The 23,016-nt window shown below is 44.3% G+C and carries 23 protein-coding genes; 11 read left to right on the plus strand and 12 right to left on the minus strand.

Going from position 1 to position 23,016, the window contains the following annotated elements:
- Positions 1–42: 42 nt before the first annotated feature.
- A complete protein-coding gene (locus tag ACTRWF_RS18010) occupies positions 43–1,086 on the minus strand; it encodes a CDP-glycerol--poly(glycerophosphate) glycerophosphotransferase (RefSeq protein WP_015065847.1) in 1,044 nt (347 codons plus the stop codon).
- Between the two features lie 145 nt (positions 1,087–1,231).
- Between ACTRWF_RS18010 and ACTRWF_RS18015 the strand changes: the two genes are divergently transcribed.
- On the plus strand, positions 1,232–1,774 hold the full coding sequence (locus tag ACTRWF_RS18015; RefSeq protein ID WP_012516554.1) for a gamma carbonic anhydrase family protein: 543 nt from the start codon (positions 1,232–1,234) through the stop codon (positions 1,772–1,774).
- On the opposite strand, the gene aroE is transcribed toward ACTRWF_RS18015, so the two are convergent.
- Positions 1,771–2,610 carry a shikimate dehydrogenase gene (aroE, locus tag ACTRWF_RS18020; protein WP_462835965.1) on the minus strand — a complete coding sequence of 280 codons (840 nt, stop codon included), beginning with the start codon at positions 2,608–2,610 and terminating at the stop codon, positions 1,771–1,773. The genes ACTRWF_RS18015 and aroE overlap by 4 nt on opposite strands.
- On the opposite strand from aroE, the gene ACTRWF_RS18025 reads away from it, so the two are divergent.
- Positions 2,609–3,040, plus strand: a complete 432-nt coding sequence (locus tag ACTRWF_RS18025) for a group II truncated hemoglobin (protein ID WP_020742579.1) — start codon at positions 2,609–2,611, stop codon at positions 3,038–3,040. The two genes, aroE and ACTRWF_RS18025, sit on opposite strands and share 2 nt — an antisense overlap.
- A 115-nt stretch (positions 3,041–3,155) precedes the next feature.
- On the opposite strand, the gene ACTRWF_RS18030 is transcribed toward ACTRWF_RS18025, so the two are convergent.
- The 7 genes from ACTRWF_RS18030 to ACTRWF_RS18060 form a co-directional block, all read right to left on the minus strand.
- The gene (locus tag ACTRWF_RS18030) at positions 3,156–3,830 is read right to left on the minus strand and encodes an OmpW family outer membrane protein (protein WP_462835966.1); all 675 of its coding nucleotides are present in this window, start codon (positions 3,828–3,830) and stop codon (positions 3,156–3,158) included.
- A gap of 235 nt (positions 3,831–4,065) precedes the next feature.
- Positions 4,066–4,998 (minus strand): oxygen-dependent coproporphyrinogen oxidase, encoded by a 933-nt coding sequence (gene hemF, locus ACTRWF_RS18035; RefSeq protein ID WP_012516550.1) that lies wholly within the window; start codon positions 4,996–4,998, stop codon positions 4,066–4,068.
- Complete coding sequence (gene tsaC, locus ACTRWF_RS18040) at positions 4,995–5,600, minus strand: L-threonylcarbamoyladenylate synthase type 1 TsaC (RefSeq protein WP_012516549.1); 606 nt, start codon at positions 5,598–5,600, stop codon at positions 4,995–4,997. The genes hemF and tsaC overlap by 4 nt, the downstream gene beginning before the upstream one ends.
- Before the next feature lie 22 nt (positions 5,601–5,622).
- Positions 5,623–6,165: a DNA topoisomerase family protein gene (locus tag ACTRWF_RS18045; RefSeq protein WP_012516548.1), complete on the minus strand. Its 543-nt coding sequence runs from the start codon at positions 6,163–6,165 to the stop codon at positions 5,623–5,625.
- Positions 6,166–6,259: 94 nt separating this feature from the next.
- Positions 6,260–6,736 carry a DUF494 family protein gene (locus ACTRWF_RS18050; protein ID WP_012516547.1) on the minus strand — a complete coding sequence of 159 codons (477 nt, stop codon included), beginning with the start codon at positions 6,734–6,736 and terminating at the stop codon, positions 6,260–6,262.
- A gap of 1 nt (position 6,737) precedes the next feature.
- Positions 6,738–7,847 (minus strand): DNA-processing protein DprA, encoded by a 1,110-nt coding sequence (gene dprA, locus ACTRWF_RS18055; protein ID WP_012516546.1) that lies wholly within the window; start codon positions 7,845–7,847, stop codon positions 6,738–6,740.
- Between the two features lie 39 nt (positions 7,848–7,886).
- A complete protein-coding gene (locus ACTRWF_RS18060) occupies positions 7,887–8,960 on the minus strand; it encodes a LysM peptidoglycan-binding domain-containing protein (protein WP_462835967.1) in 1,074 nt (357 codons plus the stop codon).
- A gap of 216 nt (positions 8,961–9,176) precedes the next feature.
- Between ACTRWF_RS18060 and def the strand changes: the two genes are divergently transcribed.
- The 4 genes from def to trkA all read left to right on the plus strand — a co-directional run bounded on the left by def (position 9,177) and on the right by trkA (position 13,412).
- Positions 9,177–9,686, plus strand: a complete 510-nt coding sequence (gene def, locus ACTRWF_RS18065; protein WP_012516544.1) for a peptide deformylase — start codon at positions 9,177–9,179, stop codon at positions 9,684–9,686.
- A gap of 8 nt (positions 9,687–9,694) precedes the next feature.
- On the plus strand, positions 9,695–10,645 hold the full coding sequence (gene fmt, locus ACTRWF_RS18070; RefSeq protein ID WP_462835968.1) for a methionyl-tRNA formyltransferase: 951 nt from the start codon (positions 9,695–9,697) through the stop codon (positions 10,643–10,645).
- A 2-nt stretch (positions 10,646–10,647) separates the two neighbouring features.
- The gene (gene rsmB, locus ACTRWF_RS18075) at positions 10,648–11,967 is read left to right on the plus strand and encodes a 16S rRNA (cytosine(967)-C(5))-methyltransferase RsmB (protein ID WP_015065843.1); all 1,320 of its coding nucleotides are present in this window, start codon (positions 10,648–10,650) and stop codon (positions 11,965–11,967) included.
- 65 nt (positions 11,968–12,032) lie between these two features.
- Positions 12,033–13,412, plus strand: a complete 1,380-nt coding sequence (gene trkA, locus ACTRWF_RS18080; protein WP_012516541.1) for a Trk system potassium transporter TrkA — start codon at positions 12,033–12,035, stop codon at positions 13,410–13,412.
- A 145-nt stretch (positions 13,413–13,557) separates the two neighbouring features.
- On the opposite strand, the gene ACTRWF_RS18085 is transcribed toward trkA, so the two are convergent.
- Both ACTRWF_RS18085 and elbB read right to left on the minus strand, forming a co-directional pair.
- Positions 13,558–15,009 (minus strand): TrkH family potassium uptake protein, encoded by a 1,452-nt coding sequence (locus ACTRWF_RS18085; protein WP_012516540.1) that lies wholly within the window; start codon positions 15,007–15,009, stop codon positions 13,558–13,560.
- Between the two features lie 188 nt (positions 15,010–15,197).
- Positions 15,198–15,851: an isoprenoid biosynthesis glyoxalase ElbB gene (elbB, locus tag ACTRWF_RS18090; protein WP_020742574.1), complete on the minus strand. Its 654-nt coding sequence runs from the start codon at positions 15,849–15,851 to the stop codon at positions 15,198–15,200.
- 421 nt (positions 15,852–16,272) lie between these two features.
- On the opposite strand from elbB, the gene polA reads away from it, so the two are divergent.
- The gene (polA, locus tag ACTRWF_RS18095) at positions 16,273–19,065 is read left to right on the plus strand and encodes a DNA polymerase I (RefSeq protein ID WP_462835969.1); all 2,793 of its coding nucleotides are present in this window, start codon (positions 16,273–16,275) and stop codon (positions 19,063–19,065) included.
- 383 nt (positions 19,066–19,448) lie between these two features.
- On the opposite strand, the gene yihA is transcribed toward polA, so the two are convergent.
- A complete protein-coding gene (gene yihA / locus ACTRWF_RS18100) occupies positions 19,449–20,087 on the minus strand; it encodes a ribosome biogenesis GTP-binding protein YihA/YsxC (RefSeq protein ID WP_012516537.1) in 639 nt (212 codons plus the stop codon).
- A gap of 174 nt (positions 20,088–20,261) precedes the next feature.
- Here yihA and ACTRWF_RS18105 point away from each other — a divergent pair, with 174 nt between their 5' ends.
- The 4 genes from ACTRWF_RS18105 to ACTRWF_RS18120 all read left to right on the plus strand — a co-directional run bounded on the left by ACTRWF_RS18105 (position 20,262) and on the right by ACTRWF_RS18120 (position 22,999).
- Positions 20,262–20,885, plus strand: coding sequence for a c-type cytochrome (locus tag ACTRWF_RS18105; protein ID WP_012516536.1), 624 nt, complete (start codon positions 20,262–20,264; stop codon positions 20,883–20,885).
- A gap of 463 nt (positions 20,886–21,348) precedes the next feature.
- Positions 21,349–21,882 carry a class I SAM-dependent methyltransferase gene (locus ACTRWF_RS18110; RefSeq protein WP_332310054.1) on the plus strand — a complete coding sequence of 178 codons (534 nt, stop codon included), beginning with the start codon at positions 21,349–21,351 and terminating at the stop codon, positions 21,880–21,882.
- A 127-nt stretch (positions 21,883–22,009) separates the two neighbouring features.
- The gene (yihI, locus tag ACTRWF_RS18115) at positions 22,010–22,513 is read left to right on the plus strand and encodes a Der GTPase-activating protein YihI (RefSeq protein WP_015065839.1); all 504 of its coding nucleotides are present in this window, start codon (positions 22,010–22,012) and stop codon (positions 22,511–22,513) included.
- Positions 22,514–22,531: 18 nt separating this feature from the next.
- Positions 22,532–22,999, plus strand: a complete 468-nt coding sequence (locus tag ACTRWF_RS18120; RefSeq protein ID WP_012516533.1) for a DUF2489 domain-containing protein — start codon at positions 22,532–22,534, stop codon at positions 22,997–22,999.
- Positions 23,000–23,016 lie beyond the last annotated feature (17 nt).

The raw sequence follows: 23,016 nt of genomic DNA on the forward strand, positions 1-23,016 counted from the left end.
TAAAAAAAGTGTCACATTCTTTCCGAACGCTCAAAATACCTACTATTTCCAGTATTTCAGCTTATTTCTTAATCTAAACTTACGCCACAGGTTTAAAGGCTTAGCTTTTATTCGGCCTTCGAAGTTAGATTTGAAATGGTCTACAGCATCTAAAACGCGAGAACAGTTATTTCCATCTCTATGCGCTTCGTGGTTCAACGTATATGTATCAATAGCTTCCATTAAGGATTTAGGCCTTGTTAATGCCGTCTCTAATGCAGGCTCGACGGCATCACACTCATTCACGTCTATTAAATGCGGTCCTGGGTTTGTATTTTTAAACGTGACTACGGGCTTACTAAGTAACATAAATTCAAGAATTATTGATGAACTGTCACAAAGCATTACATCTGCACGTTGGAATGTTTTTAAACCTTCATTTCTTTCAAAACTAACATTGTCGAACTTTTCTGCCAGCTTTTGGTATTTGTTTATTATCGAATGATCAGTGATTTTGGGATGAAAGGTTATTATCCATTCCCAATCTCTACGTTCAGCAATCTGATGTATTGTGTCATATAAGGCCTCTACCGAAGTTATACCCCGACTAAATGTAGGCGAATATAATATTGTAGTTTTACCTTCGTTCTGCAGAGTAGGTTCTGTAAAAAATGGATCAACCTTACACCAACCTGTTTCATAACATTTAAAGAAACCAAGCTTTTCTTCCAATTGCTTGAATACAGGTGTGCTGCTAGGACCTTGTGTACAATACAAGTCAAACCAATTTCGAATTGTAAAATGGTCATCCAGTACATTTCCCTTCTCACCACGTTTCCCTACTGCATACCCATGAAATACTGCGACCTTTATTCCAGGAAGAAAATGATAAATAAAGTTACCGCACGCAAAAATTGCAAGTGGGTCATAACTTTTTACGTCATCAATGTTTGCAAGCAAGACTTCAGTGTCATCAAGTAAATTTTCACACGTAGACTCTAGGTACCACGCAACGTCATCACCTCTCGCTCTTATCTCAGCTTGAAGTGGACGCAGAATTGAATATGCGTAGGGAAGAGACGCGAATAGTACGTAACGTTTAGCCATGTAAATTTCTTCTTAGCTTCTTTGTTTTGATAAGCGGATTTTCAAGTATAACTAACTTACCGTACTATTAGTATTATGAGCGCAACAAGACACTCATTGGTTAGTTGATTAGCTAATATGTTCATACTCAAAAGGAACGTTATAGATGAAGAACACTGTAGGTAGCTTTAAGGGCATTTTCCCATCAATAGATAAATCAGTATATATAGACGCTTCATGTCGAATTGTTGGTGATGTAAAAATTGAAAAAGATAGTAGCGTCTGGCCTTTAGTTGCTGCTCGAGGCGATGTAAACAAAATACGTATTGGCGCTCGCTCTAATATTCAAGACGGTAGTGTTTTGCACGTTACCCGTAAATCTGAGAAAAACCCTGATGGATTTCCGCTTATTATTGGGGATGACGTTACCGTTGGGCACAAATGTATGCTTCATGGTTGTCAGTTAGGCAACCGTATATTAGTAGGCATGGGCGCTATTGTCATGGATGGTGTTGTCGTTGAAGACGATGTGTTTATTGGCGCGGGTACATTAGTACCACCAAACAAGCGATTAGAGAGCGGTTTTCTTTACGTTGGAAACCCAATGCAGAAGAAGAGGCCGCTCAATGACGCTGAAATGGCGTTTTTAAAACAGTCTGCTGTTAATTATGTTGTGTTAAAAGATGAATACTTGGAAGAAGCGAACTAGTTTCGCTTCTCACTTTGCTCAACAATGTCACGAACTCGCTTAACAATATCAGAAGTGTCTGGGCGCTTTTGTGTCCATATATAGAACGCTTCAGCCGCTTGCTCAACCAGCATCCCTAACCCATCTATTTGCGTTTTAACACCTAGTTCAGCCGCATCTCTCATAAAACGCGTGGGTGAATTTTTATAAACCATGTCGTACACCACTTCACAGTGTTGTAAAACACCGTCATGCAAACTGCACGGCAACGCATTGCTTAAACTAGCTGCTGTTGAATTGATAATAATATGAGGTGCAATCGTTGCGATATCCTCAAGGGCCACTACGTCCACTTTAGGGTTTGAAGCAGCGCTTGCCACTTCTTCAGCTTTGGCTTTCGTTCTATTCGCAATAGTCAGTGTAGCAGCGCCCGCTTTTAATAACGGAGAAATGACGCCACGGGCTGCGCCGCCGGCTCCGATAAGTAACACGTGTTTATCTTTAATTTTCACGCCGCTATTTAGTAAATCATTGACTAGCCCCACACCATCTGTGTTGAACCCTAACAGCTCACCTCTGTCACCATTCATTAGTGTATTAACAGCTTGTGCGTCTTTAGCTGCTTGATCATCTACCTTTGCTAAGTTAAAGGCATCAAGCTTAAAAGGCATGGTGACATTGCAGCCTACAGCGCCTTCTTGAGCTAAAAACGCTTTGGCAGCTTCAACAAAACCATCTTCAGGCGCAAGTATCTTTTCATAAGAAATCTTTTCTCCGACCTGATCTGCAAACATCTGATGGATGGTTGGTGATAAACTCTGTGCAATAGGGTTGCCAAATACAGCGAATTTTTTCATGGGAATACGAGACTTATTTAATATAAAGAAGAAAAGCGATAATCGTGTTACGCAGAGTACACCATATGCGCGTATAGGTGGAGAGAAGAAAGTACGCGAATTGGCGAATACGTTTTACGACATAATGGAAACCGACCCATTAGCAAGCGAACTTTTGGCTCTTCACCCTCAACCGCTTGATAGAATTCGCAACGTGTTCTTTTTATATTTAAGTTTGTGGCTTGGCGGCCCAGATGATTATCAGCAGCAATTCGGCCACCCGCGACTTCGTGCACGCCACCTTCCTTATACCGTAACGCCAGAACTTAAAGCGCAGTGGATGTACTGTATGCGCAAGGCTATGTTTAAAACTGTCGATGATATAACGTTAGCGCAACAGCTACTTGAAGCACTTGACCAGCTTGCCAGCCATATGGTGAACACCAAATAAAAAAGCGCGTTGAAAGGAATAACCTTTAACGCGCAAGTCCCCTGTTACTGTCTACGCTCTTTGTGGCGTATAAAGTAGTACAATTACGAAAGCCTCAATTTTTGGGTGTTCGGCCTTAAAAGGTATAGCCTACCGATATGGTGTACACCCAAGGGTCTATTTCAATATCACTCACCTTACCTGCGGCATCACCAACCTTAAACGTGGCTTCAGTATCAATATCGATGAAACGTACTGATGCATTTACATGCCACTTTGTATCAATTTGGTAGTCCATACCCACTTGAGCTGATAAACCAAATGAGTTATCGAGTGATAGGTCGCTTAAGCCTGCATCCTCGTTTGCGCCAGTAAATTCCTCATCAAAGATAAAGGTGTAGTTAATACCCCCACCAATATATGGCTGAAAGGCTGAACTTGCATCGTTGAAGTAATAGTTAGCGGTGAGTGTTGGCGGTAAGTGAGTAACTTCACCAAGCTGATTTCCCGTACCTAACGGGTCGGCAACAGAGAAGTTCACGTCGTGCTTAAAGGGCGTTGCCGCAAGCAGTTCGATATTAATTTTATCAGTAATGAAGTATGCAACGTTCAAACCTAGCTGGGTATCGTTATCAATATTAAGGGCAACACCAAGATCATTGCCACCAGCGACGATGTTAGAAGTAGATTCGTCAGGAGCAACGGTAGTCAGACCGCCTCGAACAATCCAATCGCCCTGCTGATGAGCGCTAGCTAAAGGTGAAAGTGCAGCAAGGGTAAGACAAAGTGCAGATAAAGTGTGTTTGCGCATGATGTGTCTCTTTTGTGTTTAACTAAGATGGCGCTACTTTACGCCGTTAGCTAAACGAAACATTGATCCAGCGCAAAGTTAATAACCCACTGAAACACCAACGGTATTTGAAATTGATATAGATCAACAAGAAATGCCGCAGAGTGACTTCATGCGGCGTTTTTGTATGACTTTTTTATGCTTAAACCTTCTTTGGTGTAAGCCTGGATAAAGAAGTGATTGAATTGAACACTTTTTACCACGGAGTAGGTTTAAGCCAATCCGTAAGCTTAGCCTCAGCACTCCCTGGTGCCGGGGTATAGCAGTATTCCCACCGGGCCAACGGCGGCATAGACATTAAAATAGATTCCGTACGTCCACCGGTTTGCAAACCAAATAAGGTGCCACGGTCGAATACTAGATTAAATTCAACATAGCGACCTCTGCGATAAAGCTGAAAATCACGCTCTCTTTCGCCATAATCAGTTTGCTTGCGTCGCTCAACAATAGGGACATAAGCATCAATAAAACCATTGCCAACCGCCTGCATAAAAGCGAATGACTGCTCGAAGCCCCATTCATTAAGGTCGTCAAAGAACAACCCACCTACGCCGCGGGTTTCGTTGCGGTGTTTTAAGTAAAAGTACTCATCGCACCATTTTTTGTACTTGGGGTATACGTCTTCACCGAATGGCTTGCATAATTTCTTGGCTGTATCATGCCAATGCACCACGTCGTCTTTAAAGGGATAAAACGGCGTTAAATCAAAGCCACCGCCAAACCACCAGATAGGTGCTTCGCCCTCTTTTTCTGCAATAAAAAAGCGCACGTTTGCATGAGAGGTGGGAATATACGGGTTGTGGGGGTGAATAACTAAAGATACTCCCATTGCCTGAAAGTTTCGCCCTGCAAGCTCCGGACGATTAGCCGTAGCAGACGCTGGCATTTGACTGCCGAACACATGGGAAAAGTTTACGCCGCCTTGCTCTATCACCGCACCATTTTTAAGCACGCGAGAGCGTCCACCGCCCCCTTCTTCGCGCTGCCAACTGTCTTCAACAAACTGGCCCTTACCGTCGGCAAGTTCAAGGGTTTGGCAAATGGTATCTTGCAACCCTAGTAGATAGCTTTTTACTTGTTCTATTACTTCAGCGGCATTTTTACCGTCCAGTAACTCTGCTGATGTCATGCTCTTATTACCTCTGCTGTGTCACCATCGCGAATGGTACTGGGTTTAGTTGCTCCGCCTACTTTACCTTCTACATAAAATACAGAATCTGCAAACACGGCTTTGGCTTCGTCGGTGTCTGTCGCTGGCGGTTGCCCTGTTAGGTTAGCGCTGGTTGAAACAAGTGGCTTACCCAACTTATTGCACAGCGCTACAACCACAGGATGATTAGTTACGCGCACCGCTATTTTACTATGTTTGCCGGTTAACCAAACAGGCGCCGATGACGACTTAGGTAATAGCCAGGTGTTAGGGCCAGGCCAGCTTGAAAAAATATCGGTACGTCTATCGGGACGAATTGCATTGTCATCTACGTAGGGCAAAAGCTGGCTGTAATTAGCGGCAATTAATATTACGCCTTTTTCAACAGGCCTTTGTTTGATATCTAATAGTGCATTAACCGCTGCTTCGTTGTCAGGGTCACATCCTATACCCATTACCGCTTCGGTCGGATAAACAATTAAACGCCCCGCTTCGAAAGCGGCAACAACAGGGTCGACTTCAGATGCATTAGCCTCAACGGGGGTAAACGTATTTACGTTCCCATTTTGAGTATCAGACATGATTTTTGTTCTCTACGTATGATTACTTTTTGTAGCCACAAGTTGGCTGCGGGCACTGAATTTGCCCTTTTTTATCTATCAACACTGTCCATCCACAGTCTGGGCAGCTTTCATTTACAGGCGTGAAATTTAGCACATATCGGCATTGCGGATAATGGTTACACGCAAAAAACTGTTTGCCGTATTTATTGGTGCGTGAAATTAAATGCCCTTTCTTACACTTTGGGCAGTCAACTAAGGTGTCTTCTTTTTCTTTGATAGGCTCAATGTGATGGCATGAGGGAAAGTTGGTACAGCCTATGAACATGCCAAACCGACCCTTTTTAATGGCTAGATCGCAGGCGCACTTTGGGCAGGCCATACCGTCTAGCGTTTTAAGGACCGTGGTTTGGGTATCGTGAAGCGGTTTACTGAAATTACAATCAGGGTAGCCAGTACAGCCTAAAAACGGCCCTGATTTGCTGTTCTTAATATGAAGGGGCTTGCCACATTCGGGACAGTCTCCAAAATTATCTTCTAGAGCGTGCTCGTGAGCAGAAAAAAGTGAGTGGTCTATTTTAGACATGATGTAGACATAAAAGCCTCGAACGCGCTACCAGCTGGCAACGCATTTAGTTAAATACAGATTCGCGAACCTAAATTGCAGCTGGGCTACCGCATTAATGTAGTATGCCGTCTGGTTCTTCAAACAATAGGTCTTCCATTTGTGCGTAGGCTTTTTCTTTACCGGGTACATTAAATAGCACCATTAGCACAACCCATTTTAAATCTTCTAAACAGAATTCGCTGGAATCGATTTCCATTACGCGGTCTATCACCATTTCACGCGTAGATGCGTCTAATACGTTAACCTGCTCTAGAAACATTAAGAAACCACGACATTCCACATCTAAACGCATTTGTTCTTCGTGGGTATATATCCGGCTTAAGCTAGTGCTAATGCCTTTGCAAAAATACGGCTTGATGTCTGTTTCTTGCAATGCCGCTAACTTTTCTAACCATGCGAGGGCTTTATAAATCTCATCGTGATGGAAACCCGCGCGCACAAGTTCTTCCGTTAACTCGTCTTGATCAACACGAATTTCCGTTTCACTGTGAATGAAGTTTTCAAACAGATACATGAGGATATCGAACATATTATTTTCCCCTCAATTTAACGTAACCACCAGGGACAGCGGCTACTAAACCACGCAACTCATATTCTAATAGTGATGCCATTGCTTGCGATACAGATAAGGCATTGCGCTGCGCTATAACATCAATAGCGGTGATGTCATATTCCACACTAGCTAATAATTTATCAGTTGCCAAGCTATTCACCGCACTTTTTTCATTTTGTTCGCCAACATCAAAGCTCATTTGCTGAGGTTGAACCCCAATTTCCAAAAGAATATCGTTTACATTAGTTACTAACTTAGCACCTTGTTGGATTAACCAGTGACAACCTTCAGAGTAAGCGTGAAAGAGGCTACCAGGTACAGCGAATACATCTCGCCCCATATCTGCGGCCAAATTTGCAGTTATCAAGGTACCGCTTTTAATTTTTGCTTCCACAACCAAGGTTCCAAGTGAAAGTGCGGCAATAATTCGGTTACGCCGGGGAAAATGCCACGGCTTAGGCCCCTGCCCCGGGAAAAACTCTGTAACACTAACGCCGCCACTATCGTGTATTTCGTTATAAAGCTTACTGTTCTTTGCAGGGTATATTTTATCCGGCCCCGTACCCATAACAGCGATGGTACCTATACTGCCGGATATGGCGCCCACGTGAGCGGCGCTGTCTATGCCCATCGCCAAACCACTGGTAATGGCAATGCCATTGTTAGAGAGCCCCATTGCAAAGTCAGTCGCTATACGCTTTCCTTGAATACTCGCCCTTCTGCTGCCAACAATGGCTATTTGCGGTTGTTTTAGTAGCGCTTTACTTCCGGTAGCAAATAATACAAGCGGAGGGCTGTCTAGCTGCTTGAGTAACGGTGGATAGTCCGGTGAATCAAGGGTAATGACGTGCCTGTTTTCACTTACCTTCGCCCAATTCAACGCTGTGTCGATGTGCTTTTGTGTTATTTGATCAGTGAGTGTAGTGACCGTACTTCCCAAAGAAGAAGCTTGGCTTAAAAGTTCAATGGGAGAACATTGATGTTGCTCGAGCGCCTGTAACCACAGTTTAGGTGAAACACGCTGCGCAGAGGCTAGCGCTATCCATGCCGTTGCCGAGCTGTCTAAAGATGTAAATTGTGCGCTCATTGCCGCTCCTTACTAAGCGACAATGAGGCACTCGGAACGTTAAGGTTTAGCGACAATAAAGCCGCGCTTAATGCCTTTGTTCGCTCGTGTGATTAATCCGTAACTTGCCGCGTCAAATGTTTTGAATACCACAACTTCACCAACTTTAAGTGCGGGTTGCGACACTGTATCGATAAACCATTCACCACTTGTTTTTATGCCCGGTTCATCTACATAACGCGGACTTTCTTCATCTATGATGGCTGGACCTTGTGCGTAAACACCTAACACTGTTCCCGGTAAGACATCTGCCGCGCCCAAATCAAGGATAACAACGTCATACTTTCCTAACAGGTCGTGATCGTGTAGGTTTCCCACAACGGCCCCACGCTGAGACTTCGCAGGAACAAGTTCAAAGCTTTGCGGCTGTTTAAACCCACCAGCCATTAGCTTATCGCCGCGTTTAGCCTCTTGATTCGCATCATCAATAAAAAGCAGCATGGTGTCGTCTGCCTGACCTTTTTCTACTAAAGATGCCGTGGAAACATGGGTAACTTGTACGCCCAATATTTCTCCATCAAGGTTTTTAATAGTAGCGTGCTTTCTAATGACTCTATACTGGTCGTCAGTACTGAATTGCTGTTGACTTAGTACAAAGTCATCTGCAGCAAACCTTACGTTTCCGTCTTGGTTCCCTAACAGTTTCGGTAATGCCTGATAACTCTCTTCGTCTAGTAACATATGTTGTTTAATAAACGGCGATATGGTTGTCCAAGAAAGTACGTCTACAGGCTTTGGTTTTAACCGTTTGTCCGTTGAAGGTGACAGTTTGTAGCTAGGTTTATCTCGTTTTACCGATAAAACAGGCTGTCCGTCTATGTAGCCTACAACGATGACATCACCAGGATAAATCAAGTGAGGATTTTCAATTTGTGTGTTAGTGCGCCAAAGCTCTGGCCATAACCAAGGTTCATTCAAAAAAATGTTAGCAATGGCCCAGAGCGTATCACCACGTTTTACCGTGTAGGTTTCAGGTGCGGTATCTTTGAGTTGAAGTGCAAACGCTGGCAAAGACAGAATTGCACAAAGAAGGAGTGTTGCCCCGCGACGAGCGCTTATTAATCGCTTTTTCAAATTAACCACCTTCAAATTATTCACTATCACTTATTGTTGTTTTTTCAGACAATAGCACTATATCGGCATAAGTTCGTATTCTTATAGGGGTTCGGCAAAAAACTGCACGAATGCGCCCGATATACGTTAGAATAGTAACTTAATAAGCACTGTAAAGTGTGCTGGCAATTAGATCGTATATGTATTTATACAGCGAAAAGGTGAAGTAAGCGAGAAATGGCAATTTTAGACGTATTAAGTTTTCCTGATGAACGTCTTCGTACGGTAGCTAAGCCGGTAGAAGAAGTTAACGACGAAATTAAACAATTGGTATCGGATATGTTCGAAACCATGAAAGACGAGAACGGCATCGGCCTTGCGGCGACGCAGGTGAACCGTCATGTTCAAGTTGTTGTAATGGACGTATCGGAAGATCAAAACGAGCCACGTGTATTTATTAACCCAGAAATTACTCGCAAAGATGGCTCAACGATTAGTGAAGAAGGCTGTTTATCTGTTCCGGGTAATTACGCCAAAGTTGAGCGAGCAGAAGCGATTACGGTTAAAGCGTTAGATCAAAATGGCGAGGCATTCGAGCTAGACGCAGAAGGCCTACTTGCGATTTGTATTCAGCACGAGCTTGATCACTTAAAAGGTAAGCTGTTCATTGACTACCTTTCTCCGCTTAAGCGCCAACGTATTCGTAAGAAGCTTGAGAAAGAAGCGCGTCTTGCTGCGAAAGCCTAAGGAATAACGTGACAACTCCATTGAAAGTAATTTTTGCCGGTACACCGGATTTTGCAGCTAAGCATTTATCAGCCTTGCTTGATAGCGAGCATGAGGTATTTGCGGTTTACACACAGCCTGACAGACCCGCAGGGCGAGGCAAAAAGCTGACCGCCAGCCCAGTGAAAGTGCTGGCAGAAGAAAACGCTATTCCCGTTTATCAACCTCAATCACTTAAAGCCGAGGACGCACAAAAAGAATTAGCGGCTCTTAACGCGGATTTGATGGTAGTTGTTGCCTATGGCTTATTACTTCCCACGGCGGTACTTAATGCACCTAGGCTTGGCTGTATCAACGTACACGGCTCTATTTTGCCTAAATGGCGAGGCGCTGCCCCAATTCAACGCTCTATATGGGCGGGGGATGCCGAAACTGGCGTAACTATTATGCAAATGGATGAAGGCTTGGACACGGGTGACATGTTACACATTGCCACACTGCCCATTGCCAATGACGACACCAGCGCAACAATGTATGAAAAGTTAGCTACACTTGGCCCTAAAGCCTTAGTGGATGTGGTTAACGATTTCGAGAGTTATACCCCAACAAAACAAGACGATACCCAGGCAACCTACGCTAATAAGCTATCTAAAGAAGAAGCGTTAATTAGTTGGTCTGATGATGCTAAGCAAATTGAGCGCAACATTCGTGCATTTAACCCATGGCCGGTTGCTTGGATGCAAGTTGAAGATCAAAACGTAAAAGTGTGGTCTGCTGATGTAGTTACATTAGATAAAAACGTGAAGCCGGGCACGGTAATAAGCGCAGATAAAGCAGGCATCACTATTGCGACAGGACGAGACGCCCTTCGCATTACCTCTCTTCAAATACCTGGTAAAAAGGCGCTACCTGCAGCAGATGTTATTAATGCCCGCCAGTCGTGGTTTGAAGTTGGCCGTTGTATTAAACAAGCAGACTAAAAGTGAAACCATTACCCCTTCCCAAACAAAAGAACCTGCGTGCAGATTGCGCGTGGGTTATTTACCAAATCTTAGAGCAAGGCAAATCATCACGCGAATGTTTAGAGCGAGTTCAGCGTAGGCACAATGCACGCGATAACGCTTGGTTACAAGAAATGTCGTTAGGGGTAATGCGTCGCCTTCCTCTTTTACAACATTGGCTAAGAGCCCTATTAGATAGGCCCCTTAAAGGTAATAAGAAAGTAATAGAGCACCTTATCCTGCTTGGGTTATATCAGCTGAACTTTTCTCGGGTTAGCAACCACGCGGCCGTGGGAGAAACCGTAGCAGCGGCGTCTTATTTAAACGCCGCTGGCCTTAAAGGTTTAGTCAATGCCGTTTTGCGTAATTTTCAGCGTGAGAACCTTGCCGATAAACCCGTCGACGATGCTATTATCAATAGCGGCTTACCGAAGTGGCTTTATAAAGCGATAGAGCAAGCCTACGGTGCAGAGGCCGACAATGTGCGTGCCGAAACTAACGCAATGGCACCGATTTGGCTTCGAGTGAATAGGCAGCAGGTGAGTTTTAGCGCCTTTACCGAAGCACTTGATAAGGCAGAAGTAAAATACACGCTAAGTGAAAGCCACCGCGATGCAATCGTCCTTTCTCAACGCGAAGATATTACGGGCTTACCCGGGTTTGAAAAGGGTCACTTTGCCGTACAAGACGGCGCGGCCCAATTAGCGGCACATTATTTACAACCACAAGCTAATGAGCGCATTTTAGATTGCTGTGCCGCTCCGGGCGGAAAAACCGGTCACATTGTAGAGTGTGCTCCTGACACAGAGTACGTGTTAGCACTCGATGCTGATGCCACACGCCTTAAACGCGTAGAAGAAAATATGACGCGATTGCAGCATAAGGTAGACATTAGGCAAGGTGATGCAGCTAACCCTGAATCATGGTGGGACGGAAAACCCTTCGATAGAATTTTGTTAGACGCTCCCTGCTCTGCCACTGGTGTTATTCGTCGTCATCCAGATATTCGCTGGCTGCGTAAAGCAAATGACATAGATAACTTAGCACAGCTACAACGCCGCATCTTAGATACATTGTGGGGCTTATTGAAACCTGGCGGTACGCTGCTTTATGCCACCTGCTCTATTTTACCGAAAGAGAATATGGCGCAAATACAACAGTTCCTTGCTGACACGCCAGATGCGTCGCTATCTCCTATTTTAAAAACGGAAACACCAGACAAGCCAGGCCGTCAAATTACACCAGGTGAGCAACAAATGGATGGTTTCTACTATGCGAGGCTGGTAAAGTCACAAGACTGAGGGCTCACGCATTGTGCAGCGGTACAATGTAAGACCAGCAAGAAGACGAAGGCAAAATAATAACGATGAAAATCATCATTTTAGGGGCAGGCCAAGTAGGCGGTACGCTTGCTGAAAACTTAGTTGGTGAAAATAACGAAATTACCGTTATAGATTCAGACCCCACCATTCTACGGGCACTTCAAGACCGTCTAGATCTACAAGTAGTCACGGGTGTTGGTTCTCACCCTGACGTACTGCGTAAAGCAGGGGCAGAAGACGCTGACATGCTTATCGCCGTTACTAACAGTGACGAAAGTAACATGTTGGCGTGTCAGGTGGCCTACAGCTTATTTAAAACCCCCACAAAAATAGCCCGCGTACGCTCTGAACAATACATTATTTATCAAGAGCAGCTGTATAAGCAGCAAGATATTCCTGTCGACCATATCATTGCCCCCGAACAGCTAGTGACCAAAGCAATTAAGCGCCTTATCGATTATCCCGGCGCGCTTCAGGTAGTAGAGTTTGCTGAAGGCAAGGCAAGTTTGGTCGCGGTTAAAGCCTATTATGGTGGCCTGTTGGTAGGACATGCGCTATCAGCCCTGAAAGACCATATGCCTAACGTTGAGACCCGCGTGGCCGCCATCTATCGCCGCGGCCGCCCTATTCGACCACTGGGCACAACGGTTATAGAAGCGGATGACGAAGTCTTCTTCATTGCAGCGACCAAACATATCCGCGCGGTAATGAGTGAACTACAAAAATTAGAGTCTAGCTATAAGCGCGTCATGATAGCGGGCGGTGGTTTAATTGGTGCAGGACTGGCTAAGCAGCTCGAGCACAACCACAATGTAAAACTTATCGAATACAGCCCTGAACGGGCTAAATACCTTTCTGCTAACTTAGATAAAACCATTGTTTTCAGTGGCGATGCCTCTGACCCTGAGCTACTCAGCGAGGAAAATATCGAACAGGTAGATGCGTTTATCGCGGTTACCAATGACGATGAAGCGAATATTATGTCGGCCATGCTGGCCAAGCGTATGGGTGCACAGAAAGCCATGGTGCTTATCCAACGCAGCGCTTACGTGGATTTAGTTCAAGGTGGCGAAATCGACATTGCGTTTTCACCCCAGCAAGCCACTATATCGGCCCTGCTTACTCACGTACGTCGTGGTGACATTGTGAATGTTTACTCGTTGCGCAGGGGCGCTGCTGAAGCCATTGAGGCCATCGCGCACGGCGATGAAAACACCTCTAAAGTGGTGGGCAGACAAATTGGTGATATTAAACTGCCACCGGGTACTACCATTGGCGCTATCGTTCGCGATGAACAGGTTATTATTGCTCATAGCGATACCAAGATAGAAGCTAACGATCACGTTATTCTGTTTTTGGTAGATAAGAAGTATATCAACGACGTGGAAAAGCTCTTCCAACCGAGCGCGTTTTTCTTTGGCTGACACGCCATAGCCTCACCGTAGGGCTTACGCTGCGCAACCTAAGTCGCAGTTTGAGCACAGAAAATTAAACACAAAGGGCGATAGTTGAAGTTATCGCCCTTTCTAGTTTAATAAACCGATAATTTTAGCGTGTACCGCGAATGTATTAGCTGCGCCAAAAGGTAGGCGAGAACAGTACAAGAAGCGAGAATACTTCTAAACGACCAAACACCATACCGGTAACCAAAATCCACTTTCCGGCGTCGGTTACATCGGCATAGTTTGCCGCCACACTGCCTAAGCCTGGGCCTAGGTTGTTCAACATTGCCGCCGTTGCGGTAAACGCACTTAAGTTATCAAGACCAGTAGCGATAAGGCCAATCATAAGCACAACAAATACCACAGCATAGGCTGAGAAAAACCCCCAAACAGCCTCTACTACTCTATCGGGCATGGCACGGTCGCCAAACTTAACGCTGTACACGGCTTTAGGATGAATGAGCCTATCGACTTCACGTTTACCTTGTAAGAACAAGAGGCAAACCCTTACAACCTTCAACCCGCCGCCTGTCGAGCTTGCGCAGCCCCCGATAAAGCTTGAGAATATTAGCATTATCGGCAAAAACGTTGGCCATATTGAAAAGTCAGTGGTAGCGAAACCTGCTGTAGTGCTTATCGATACCGCTTGGATCATGGCTTGATCTAAAGCCTGCTCGGCGGAAGTGTAATAACCTGACAATGTCAGCACTAAGAAACAAATGCCAATAAGTGAAGCCTGAATAATAAAGAACGCTTTAAACTCAGGGTCTTTGAAATACCCTTTAACGGAACGAGAACTCACCGCGGCATAGTGCAACGAGAAATTAAGGGCGGCGATAAGTAGAAATACCGTACACACTACGTTGACCATGGGGCTATTAAAATAACCCAAGCTCGCGTCGTGGTTAGAAAAGCCGCCAATGGCGACGGTAGAGAACGCATGACAAATAGAATCGAACACATTCATACCCGCGAGCCAATAAGCACCTGCACACGCAATAGTAATTGATAAATAGATATACCAAAGGTGCTTTGCGGTGTCGGCAATACGCGGCGTCATTTTGTTATCTTTTACAGGGCCCGGCGTTTCAGCGCGGTAAAGCTGCATGCCACCCACACCTAGAATTGGCAAAATAGCGACAGCGAGTACGATGATACCCATCCCGCCTAGCCACTGAAGCTGCTGGCGATAAAACTGTACAGAATGGGGCAGAAAGTCTATCCCTTCTATAACTGTTGCCCCAGTGGTGGTAAGGCCTGAAAACGACTCAAAAAATGCGTCGGTCACTGTCATGCTCGGCTGCTCGAGCAAGATAAGCGGAATTGCACCTACACTTGCCAGTACTGACCAAAACAGCGCCACGATAAGAAACCCTTCTCGTGCTCTTAAGTCACTTTTCTCCAAGCGGTTGGGATACCATAACGCCATGCCTCCTATAACACACAATATAAAGGCCAGGGTAAAAGGTAAGCCACTGCCATCTTGATAAATCAACGACACAATAGCCGGTGGGATCATGGTTACGCTAAAAAGCGCGATTAATAACCCAAGTATTCGTATGATGGCACGGTAGTGCATTGTTCGTTATGCCTTTGTTTTTATAGTAGCGCAGTGTTAAAAAGTGCATTTATGGACACGCTAAAATGCTATTCGTAAAACGCGAATGCTTGAATATTGCGTATAGGATTTTGATTATAGGACTATAATGAATGTGGGGAAACCTTTGTATCCCCACATCGCGAAACAAAAATAAACCGTACTTGTCGCTATTTCATTGCTAATACGGTTTTAACCATTTTAGTGATGCTGCTATGGGCTTGAGAAACACTTTCAGCTAACATATAAGCAGGGGTGGTGACAAGTTTGGCATCATTATCAACGACCACTTCATCTACTTTACAATCTACGTGTGATGCACCTAACGCATTGACACCATTAGCCGTGCCCTCATCGTTACCAATAGTCAGCTTTACGTGGTTACCGTATACCTTGGCAGCCAATACTGGAGCAATACAGGCATAGGCGGCTGGCTTTTTCGCCTGAGCAAAGGACTTGCACACATTTAACACGTCCTCATTAAACGAGCAGTTTTCGCCGTCTACCGCGAATGTACAAAGGTTCTTAGCGGCACCAAAGCCACCTGGCACAATTAGCGTGTCGAATGCGTTTACATCGCACTCAGTGACGGGCTTGATGTCACCCCGCGCCACGCGCGCAGACTCTACAAGTACGTTTCGAGTCTCGCCTTCTGATACTTCACCGGTTAAATGATTTACCACGTGTAATTGCTCTACATCTGGTGCAAAACACGTATAGGTTGCCCCTTCTTGTTCGATGGCTAGAAGCGTTAATACGGATTCATGCAATTCAGCTCCGTCGAACACCCCACTACCACTTAAAATAACGGCTACTTTTTTCATATTGTCCTCCTAGACGCGATACCATCTACTTATTCAAAATTTGGCTATTAATCACACAACTGTTCAAAAAAAGTTCTTAATAAATCGTGTATACATTGTTAATGGTTATGCTACATTACTTGACCAACTTGGTTAAACCAAAAATAAACGTACACCAAGTTATCCACACAAAATGGAATGTTTAGTAGCAGGTACGCTGTTTTCACACCTTAGGCTCATTCCCTTATTTTTCTTGATTTGAAAGGCGATCTTTAACTTGACAAAGATCGCCACGATCGTCGTGCGCCAAACTTTAGATCACAAAGTTATCCACAGGCAGATTGCGATCGCATATTGTCCTTAATGTGCCTTCATGATATGGCGATCAGCGCTAGTCTGTGGCATCCTTGCGCTCATATTGTATCTCGGAAAATCGCTATCTATGCCTGATTCTAAAAAGCCGCCATTTATTCTTGTTGATGGATCGTCTTATCTCTTTCGTGCTTTTCACGGTCTACCACCTTTAACCAACTCAAAAGGTCAAGACACCGGCGCTATTTACGGCGTTGTAAATATGCTCAAGAGCCTGATCAAACAATATAACCCAACTCACATGGCGGTTATTTTTGACGCTAAAGGCAAAACCTTTCGCGACGATATTTATAAAGAATATAAAGCTAACCGCCCGCCTATGCCGGAAGAGCTAAGAAGTCAGATCGCGCCCTTACACACGATTATCAAAGCGATGGGTCTACCGGTTATTGTTGAGTCGGGTGTGGAAGCTGATGATGTTATTGGTACATTAGCAAAGCACGCCACAGAAAAAGGGATCGATACACTTATCAGTACGGGCGACAAAGATATGGCTCAACTGGTGAACAAGCATGTCACACTAATCAATACCATGACTAACCAGCTTATGGATGTGGAAGGTGTAAATACTAAATTCGGTATCCCTCCTGAACTTGTGATCGACTTTCTCGCGCTTAAAGGCGACAAGGTTGATAACATCCCAGGCGTGCCAGGGGTTGGTGATAAAAGCGCTCAAGCACTATTAAACGGTATCGGCGGTATTGACGATATATATAAGAATTTAGACAAGATCGCCGACCTTTCATTTAGAGGCAGTAAGTCGATGGCTGCTAAAATGGAAGAGTATGAAGAACAGGCCCGCCTTTCTTACACCCTCGCCACGATTAGTATCGATCTGGAATTGGACTACGATGTCGAAACGCTAATGCCTTGCCAAGCCGACAATGAACAACTTCATGATCTATTTGCCGAATACGAGTTTAAGCGTTGGCACGCTGAAGTGAGTGCTTTGTTAGCAGGCGGCGATACATCTAGTGCTACAGAATCCACAAGCGCTGAAAGCAGCGACTCTACGCAAACGAGTGAATCTGCGACATCTGGCGATATTGATAAGTCTAAGTATGAGACCGTGCTAGATGAAGAAACATTTAATACTTGGCTTGGCAAATTGCAAAAAGCACAGCTCATTGCGTTTGATACTGAAACGACCAGCCTTAATTATATGGATGCAGAGCTTGTTGGCGTCTCATTTTGTATTGAAGAAGGTGAGGCTGCCTATGTACCTGTAGCGCATGATTACCCAGATGCTCCGACACAGTTATCTCGCGAGTTTGTATTAGATGCACTTAAGCCTATTTTAGAATCGAGCAATATCATTAAAGTAGGTCAGCATATCAAATACGATAAAAACGTATTGGCAAACTACGATATTACGTTGAACGGTATTGGCTTTGACACCATGCTTGAGAGTTATGTGCTTAACAGCACTGCACAACGTCACGACATGGACTCCCTTGCTCTTGCCTATCTCGGCCACAAAACCATTCACTTTGAAGACATTGCCGGTAAAGGGGCGAAGCAACTTACGTTTAACCAAATTGCTCTTGAGGAAGCTGGGCCGTATGCTGCTGAAGATGCGGATATTACGCTTCGCTTGCACAATACAATATGGGCTAAGCTGAAAGAAATTCCAGAGCTTAAGAACTTGTTAATTGATGTAGAAGTGCCCCTTGCTTGCGTACTGTCGCGAATGGAGCAAGAAGGGGTATTAATTGATAGTCAAAGATTGAGTCAGCAAAGCCAAGATCTTGCCGCCCGTATCGCTGAGCTGGAAAAAGAAGTCCATGAAGAAGCCGGCGAACCATTTAACCTTGGTTCAACAAAGCAGCTTCAACATATTCTATTTGAAAAGATGTCGCTGCCCATAATAAAGAAAACGCCTAAAGGCGCGCCATCAACGTCTGAAGACGTGCTACAGGAGCTTGCCCTTGAATACCCGCTTCCCAAGAAAATTATGGAATACCGGGGATTAACCAAGTTGAAAAATACCTACACCGATAAGCTTCCAAAGATGATCAATCATCGAACAGGCCGTGTCCACACATCTTACCATCAGGCCATAACAGCGACCGGAAGACTCTCTTCTACCGATCCGAATTTACAAAACATCCCTATTCGCAACGAAGAAGGCCGTCGTGTACGCCAAGCCTTTGTTCCCCGTAAAGGAAACAAGTTTGTTGCTGCCGATTACTCGCAAATTGAACTGCGCATTATGGCTCATCTGTCAGGGGATAAAGGTCTGTTAGATGCGTTTGCACATGGCAAAGATATACATAAAGCCACCGCATCAGAGGTATTTGGGGTGCCGCTTGACGAAGTAACAACCGAACAGCGACGTAGCGCTAAGGCCATTAACTTTGGCCTTATTTACGGCATGAGTGCATTTGGGTTGGCTAAGCAATTAAATATTCCCCGTAATGAAGCCCAGAAATACATGGATCTTTACTTCGAACGTTACCCTGGTGTACTTGAATATATGGACTCAACCCGCGAGAGTGCAAAAGAAAAAGGCTATGTTGAAACGGTATTTGGCCGACGTCTTTACCTGCCAGATATTAAAGCAAGCAATGGTGCCCGTAGAAAAGGCGCAGAACGCGCCGCTATCAATGCGCCTATGCAGGGTACAGCCGCAGACATCATTAAAATGGCTATGATCAAAGTGGATGACTGGATTTCAAAGAATGCCGCAGACGATGTCACTATGATGATGCAAGTGCACGATGAGTTAGTGTTCGAAATAAAAGAAGATAAAGTCGATAGCTATGTGAAGACCATCAACACGCTTATGGAAAGCGCTGCAACGCTTAATGTACCGCTTGTTGTTGAAGCGGGTGTTGGTGAAAACTGGGACGAAGCGCACTAGTTTAGTAATTAGATTACAGTTTTATCGTTAAAAGGCAGCGTAATTTCATTAATTTTGGTAATTTAATTACATAACGCTCTTGCCTTTTCTGTGCTTTGTTGTAATATTACGCATGTAGGGTACAGAGGTGAGAAAGCTGTTTTCAAACCTTTGCTTTAACCCCGACAGTTTTGTCGGGGTTTTTTTATGTCTGAAGAAAATAAATAATCATTAATTATCAACAGTTTAAATAAAAACAAAGAAATAATTTAGATTTTTCTGAACTTCTTCACTTTTAGCTACTCTATATCTTCGGTTTTTATGTGTTTTCTCTCAGTTTACGCCTCGCACTATGCGAGGCGTTCTTTTTTCTAACACAGCAATTTGTGACATCATCTCAAGCGCTAATCTTGTCCCTCGACAACAGCCCCCTCTTCATCACTTTTTTTGTCTAGCCCGAACCATCCATCTAGAATACGTTCAAGTTCTGGTAAACCGTGTTTATTTAATGAAGAGAAAGTCTGAACCGTGACATCCCCCATAAACGCAAGTGCTGCTTCTTGTGCCATAAGCAGCTGCGCCTTACGCTTACCACTTTTTAATTTGTCGGCTTTAGTTAATAGCGCTAACACTGGAATATTCGACTCTACAGCCCAGTGAATCAAGTCTTGGTCTAGGTCTTTAAAAGGATGGCGGATGTCCATTAATACGACTAACCCTTTAAGCGACTTACGCTTTTGTAGGTATTCGCCCAACGACGCCTGCCACTTCTTTTTCATCGCGACAGGGACTTTTGCAAACCCATAGCCAGGTAAGTCAACTAAACGCAGTTCTTCTTCTAATTCAAACACGTTGATTAACTGTGTACGGCCAGGGGTTTTACTGGTTCTTGCCAAATTTCGTTGGCGCGTTAACGTATTTAGTGCGCTTGATTTTCCCGCATTTGAGCGGCCGGCAAACGCTACTTCAATTCCGGTATCGTTCTTCAAGTGACGAATATCAGGTGCACTCGTAAAGAACTTTGCTTTGGTGTAATACGACATCTAGACTTACCTCCACATGCGTCTCAACCTTCGGTTTACAGTTTTTTAATGAATAAACCAACTAAAAACCATAGTTTTATCATGGAATAGGTTTTTCTGACGCGTTAAATGTGTAAAATACGCATGATATCACGTATATCACGCTAGCCGTTGGATCCATTTAAGAGATTTATTATGAAAAAACTGTGTTTGTTGGTATGTATGTCTTTAGGTTTAAGCGCAACTGCGATAGCAGAAGGCGACGCCGAGGCAGGTAAAGCGAAATCTGCAGTCTGTGCAGCCTGTCATGGCCCTGATGGCAATAGCATGATTGACATGAACCCTAAGCTTGCTGGCCAACATGAGAAGTACATTGTTAAGCAATTAACCGAATTTAAACTTGCTTCACAAACAGGTGGTGAAGAAGGACGCAACAATGCTGTGATGAATGGTATGGCTGCCCCACTTTCAGAGCAAGACATGAAAGATTTAGCTGCTTACTTTTCTAGCCAAGAGCCTAAAGCGGGTGAGACACCAGAACAATACGTTGAAGCGGGTCGAGCACTTTATCAAGGCGGCGATGAGTCTAGAGGCGTAACAGCGTGTATTGCATGCCACGGTCCGAAAGGTAACGGCATGGGCTTAGCAGGTTTCCCTGATATTAGTGGGCAACACGCTACCTACACGGCTTCACAGTTAAAAGCATTCCGTTCAGGCCAACGTCATAACGACATGAATGGCATGATGCGTGATATTGCGATGAAATTAACTGACGAAGATATCGAAATTTTATCTAATTATATTGCGGGCTTACACTAAGACGCAGCCTGTTTACACATTGTTGTTAAATATTTGTTACCAAAAAAATTGTATTTTAAAATTATTCGTGTAATCTAACGGCGTAGTTTGTAGGTGCCTTTGAAAAGCTACAAACTAAATAACAAGAATAATAATAAAAATGCAGCATGGAAGACGGGATAAAGAGCCACGAGGGCCAAAAACAACAATACAGCTCTGCGAACAATAAAAATAAGGGGAGCATAGCTAGGGAAGCCAGCTACACATAGAAGTGTATAACGGGAGAGGTGTCATCTGACACTCAATCAATGTAAGGTGATGGTGAAAGCCATCACCTTTTTCTTTTTTCAGCGCTTTAATATTCACGTTTCCTATGACTTGCCCTTTATGCCAAAGCCCTCACGCATCTCATTATCACACCGATAAGAAACGCGATTATTTTCAGTGTAGTCGGTGCGAGCTTGTTTATGTGGGCCCTGCCTATTTGCCCTCTAAAGAACGCGAAAAGCAAGAGTACGATCTTCATGAAAACAGTTTTGAAGATGTCGGCTATAGAAAGTTTTTACGAAAGGTTTTAACGCCACTTACACCTTATATTGATGCCCATGAGTCTGGCACACTAAAAGGCTTAGATTTCGGCTGTGGCCCTGCTCCTGTACTCGCGGCGATGCTAACAGAACAAGGCGTTCAAATGAGTACGTATGACCCGTTTTACGCCAACACGTCCGATGCGTTATCACACACATATAATATTGTTACATGTACAGAAGCCATCGAACATTTTCATGCTCCCCACAAGGAATGGGCCTTGCTCAATTCGCTTTTGGCACCAAAGGGTATACTTGCCATTATGACGAAGCGCGTTTTAGATAAAGCGCGGTTTGAAAATTGGCATTATAAAAACGATATTACCCACGTCAGTTTTTTCAGTGAGGCAACCTTCAGATTTTTAGGGCAAAGAGACGGCTTAGACGTGGCCTTCCCCGCTGACGATGTTGTTTTACTAAAAAAGATTTAGAACAGAAACGTCTACAAGTAAGCTTCACCCGTATTGATTTTATATAGCTAACCCAAAGATCGATACGTAGATACGAATTCGCGCTATAATAGCGCTGTTTTTTCACTCTCTTTGTTATTTGGAAATTATGGCACGTTCAAAGAAATCTCGTAAAGTCGGCCTCATCGGCGTTCGTAAAGATCCAGACTTTAAACCTAGCGAAAACCGTAAATCAGACTCGCCTCGCCCTAAAAAACATAAGGGCAAGCCCGCTGGTAACCGCCACAATGTTGAACAGAAAAAAGTGACGGGCAAAAAGAGTGCAGAGAATAAAGACCCTCGCCATGGCAGCAAAAAGCCAATCCAGCTTGTTAAAACGGTAACGCCTACTCCAGTACAGAAGAAAAAGTTTGCTACGCCAGCACAAGAACTCGCAGCTCTTGAAGCAGATCAACGCCTAACGGACTTACTTGACAAGCTAGATGATGACAAGACCTTAACCCGTGAGCAACAAGCTTATGTGGATGAGAAAATGGCGCGCCACCGTATATTGTGCGACCTACTAGGCATAGTAGAAGAAGATGATGAAGACGACGATATGGATCCGTTTGACGATTTAGACGCTATTAACATCGACGACTTTAAGCATTAATAATTACGGGAAAGAGTCATGCTTTGGGCAGTACTTTCAGGCATTGCGCTACTAATCATTCTTGGGCTTGGGTTTTACGCAGGCAAGCTGCTGTTTTTATTGAATCAACAGAAGAAACGACAGGAAGCCGCAAGGCAGTCTCGGATTGTCAATATCACCGACAGCGTCATTGTAATAGCCAAAGCAATGGACCAGCAACAGTGCGACCTTTCAGAAGGTGTGATCCGCATTGTAAACTTGCTTAATGCACTGCCGATTAGTTCGCCACCCGATTTTAAAGCGCAGTATCCTCATATTCATGCGCTTTTTACAGAAGTAAGTGGCTTCGCTATTTTAGAAGAGAGGCAACAACTTCCTAAAAGCGAGCGCCGAAAGCAGGATATTGCCAGAGAGCAAATCGAGTCGGAATATGAGTCAAAAGTGTTAGAAGAACTTCCTGCTTTGCAGTCCTATTGTGGAAGCTTGTTGGCGGCTCAGAACGGCTAGTATTAGAGCGACAGTAA

The organism is Alteromonas sp. G5_S2_22_S1 (assembly GCF_054968525.1).

Bases quoted from the DNA above. Each gene is read 5' to 3' on its own strand.
- polA (WP_462835969.1), top strand. From the start codon at position 16,273: ATGCCTGATTCTAAAAAGCCGCCATTTATTCTTGTTGATGGATCGTCT.
- yihI (WP_015065839.1), top strand. From the start codon at position 22,010: ATGGCACGTTCAAAGAAATCTCGTAAAGTCGGCCTCATCGGCGTTCGT.
- ACTRWF_RS18105 (WP_012516536.1), top strand. From the start codon at position 20,262: ATGAAAAAACTGTGTTTGTTGGTATGTATGTCTTTAGGTTTAAGCGCA.
- yihA (WP_012516537.1), bottom strand. From the start codon at position 20,087: ATGTCGTATTACACCAAAGCAAAGTTCTTTACGAGTGCACCTGATATT.
- trkA (WP_012516541.1), top strand. From the start codon at position 12,033: ATGAAAATCATCATTTTAGGGGCAGGCCAAGTAGGCGGTACGCTTGCT.
- aroE (WP_462835965.1), bottom strand. From the start codon at position 2,610: ATGAAAAAATTCGCTGTATTTGGCAACCCTATTGCACAGAGTTTATCA.
- ACTRWF_RS18010 (WP_015065847.1), bottom strand. From the start codon at position 1,086: ATGGCTAAACGTTACGTACTATTCGCGTCTCTTCCCTACGCATATTCA.
- ACTRWF_RS18085 (WP_012516540.1), bottom strand. From the start codon at position 15,009: ATGCACTACCGTGCCATCATACGAATACTTGGGTTATTAATCGCGCTT.
- ACTRWF_RS18015 (WP_012516554.1), top strand. From the start codon at position 1,232: ATGAAGAACACTGTAGGTAGCTTTAAGGGCATTTTCCCATCAATAGAT.
- ACTRWF_RS18120 (WP_012516533.1), top strand. From the start codon at position 22,532: ATGCTTTGGGCAGTACTTTCAGGCATTGCGCTACTAATCATTCTTGGG.
- tsaC (WP_012516549.1), bottom strand. From the start codon at position 5,600: ATGTCTGATACTCAAAATGGGAACGTAAATACGTTTACCCCCGTTGAG.
- ACTRWF_RS18030 (WP_462835966.1), bottom strand. From the start codon at position 3,830: ATGCGCAAACACACTTTATCTGCACTTTGTCTTACCCTTGCTGCACTT.
- hemF (WP_012516550.1), bottom strand. From the start codon at position 4,998: ATGACATCAGCAGAGTTACTGGACGGTAAAAATGCCGCTGAAGTAATA.
- ACTRWF_RS18045 (WP_012516548.1), bottom strand. From the start codon at position 6,165: ATGTCTAAAATAGACCACTCACTTTTTTCTGCTCACGAGCACGCTCTA.
- dprA (WP_012516546.1), bottom strand. From the start codon at position 7,847: ATGAGCGCACAATTTACATCTTTAGACAGCTCGGCAACGGCATGGATA.
- def (WP_012516544.1), top strand. From the start codon at position 9,177: ATGGCAATTTTAGACGTATTAAGTTTTCCTGATGAACGTCTTCGTACG.
- ACTRWF_RS18050 (WP_012516547.1), bottom strand. From the start codon at position 6,736: ATGTTCGATATCCTCATGTATCTGTTTGAAAACTTCATTCACAGTGAA.
- ACTRWF_RS18025 (WP_020742579.1), top strand. From the start codon at position 2,609: ATGGGAATACGAGACTTATTTAATATAAAGAAGAAAAGCGATAATCGT.
- elbB (WP_020742574.1), bottom strand. From the start codon at position 15,851: ATGAAAAAAGTAGCCGTTATTTTAAGTGGTAGTGGGGTGTTCGACGGA.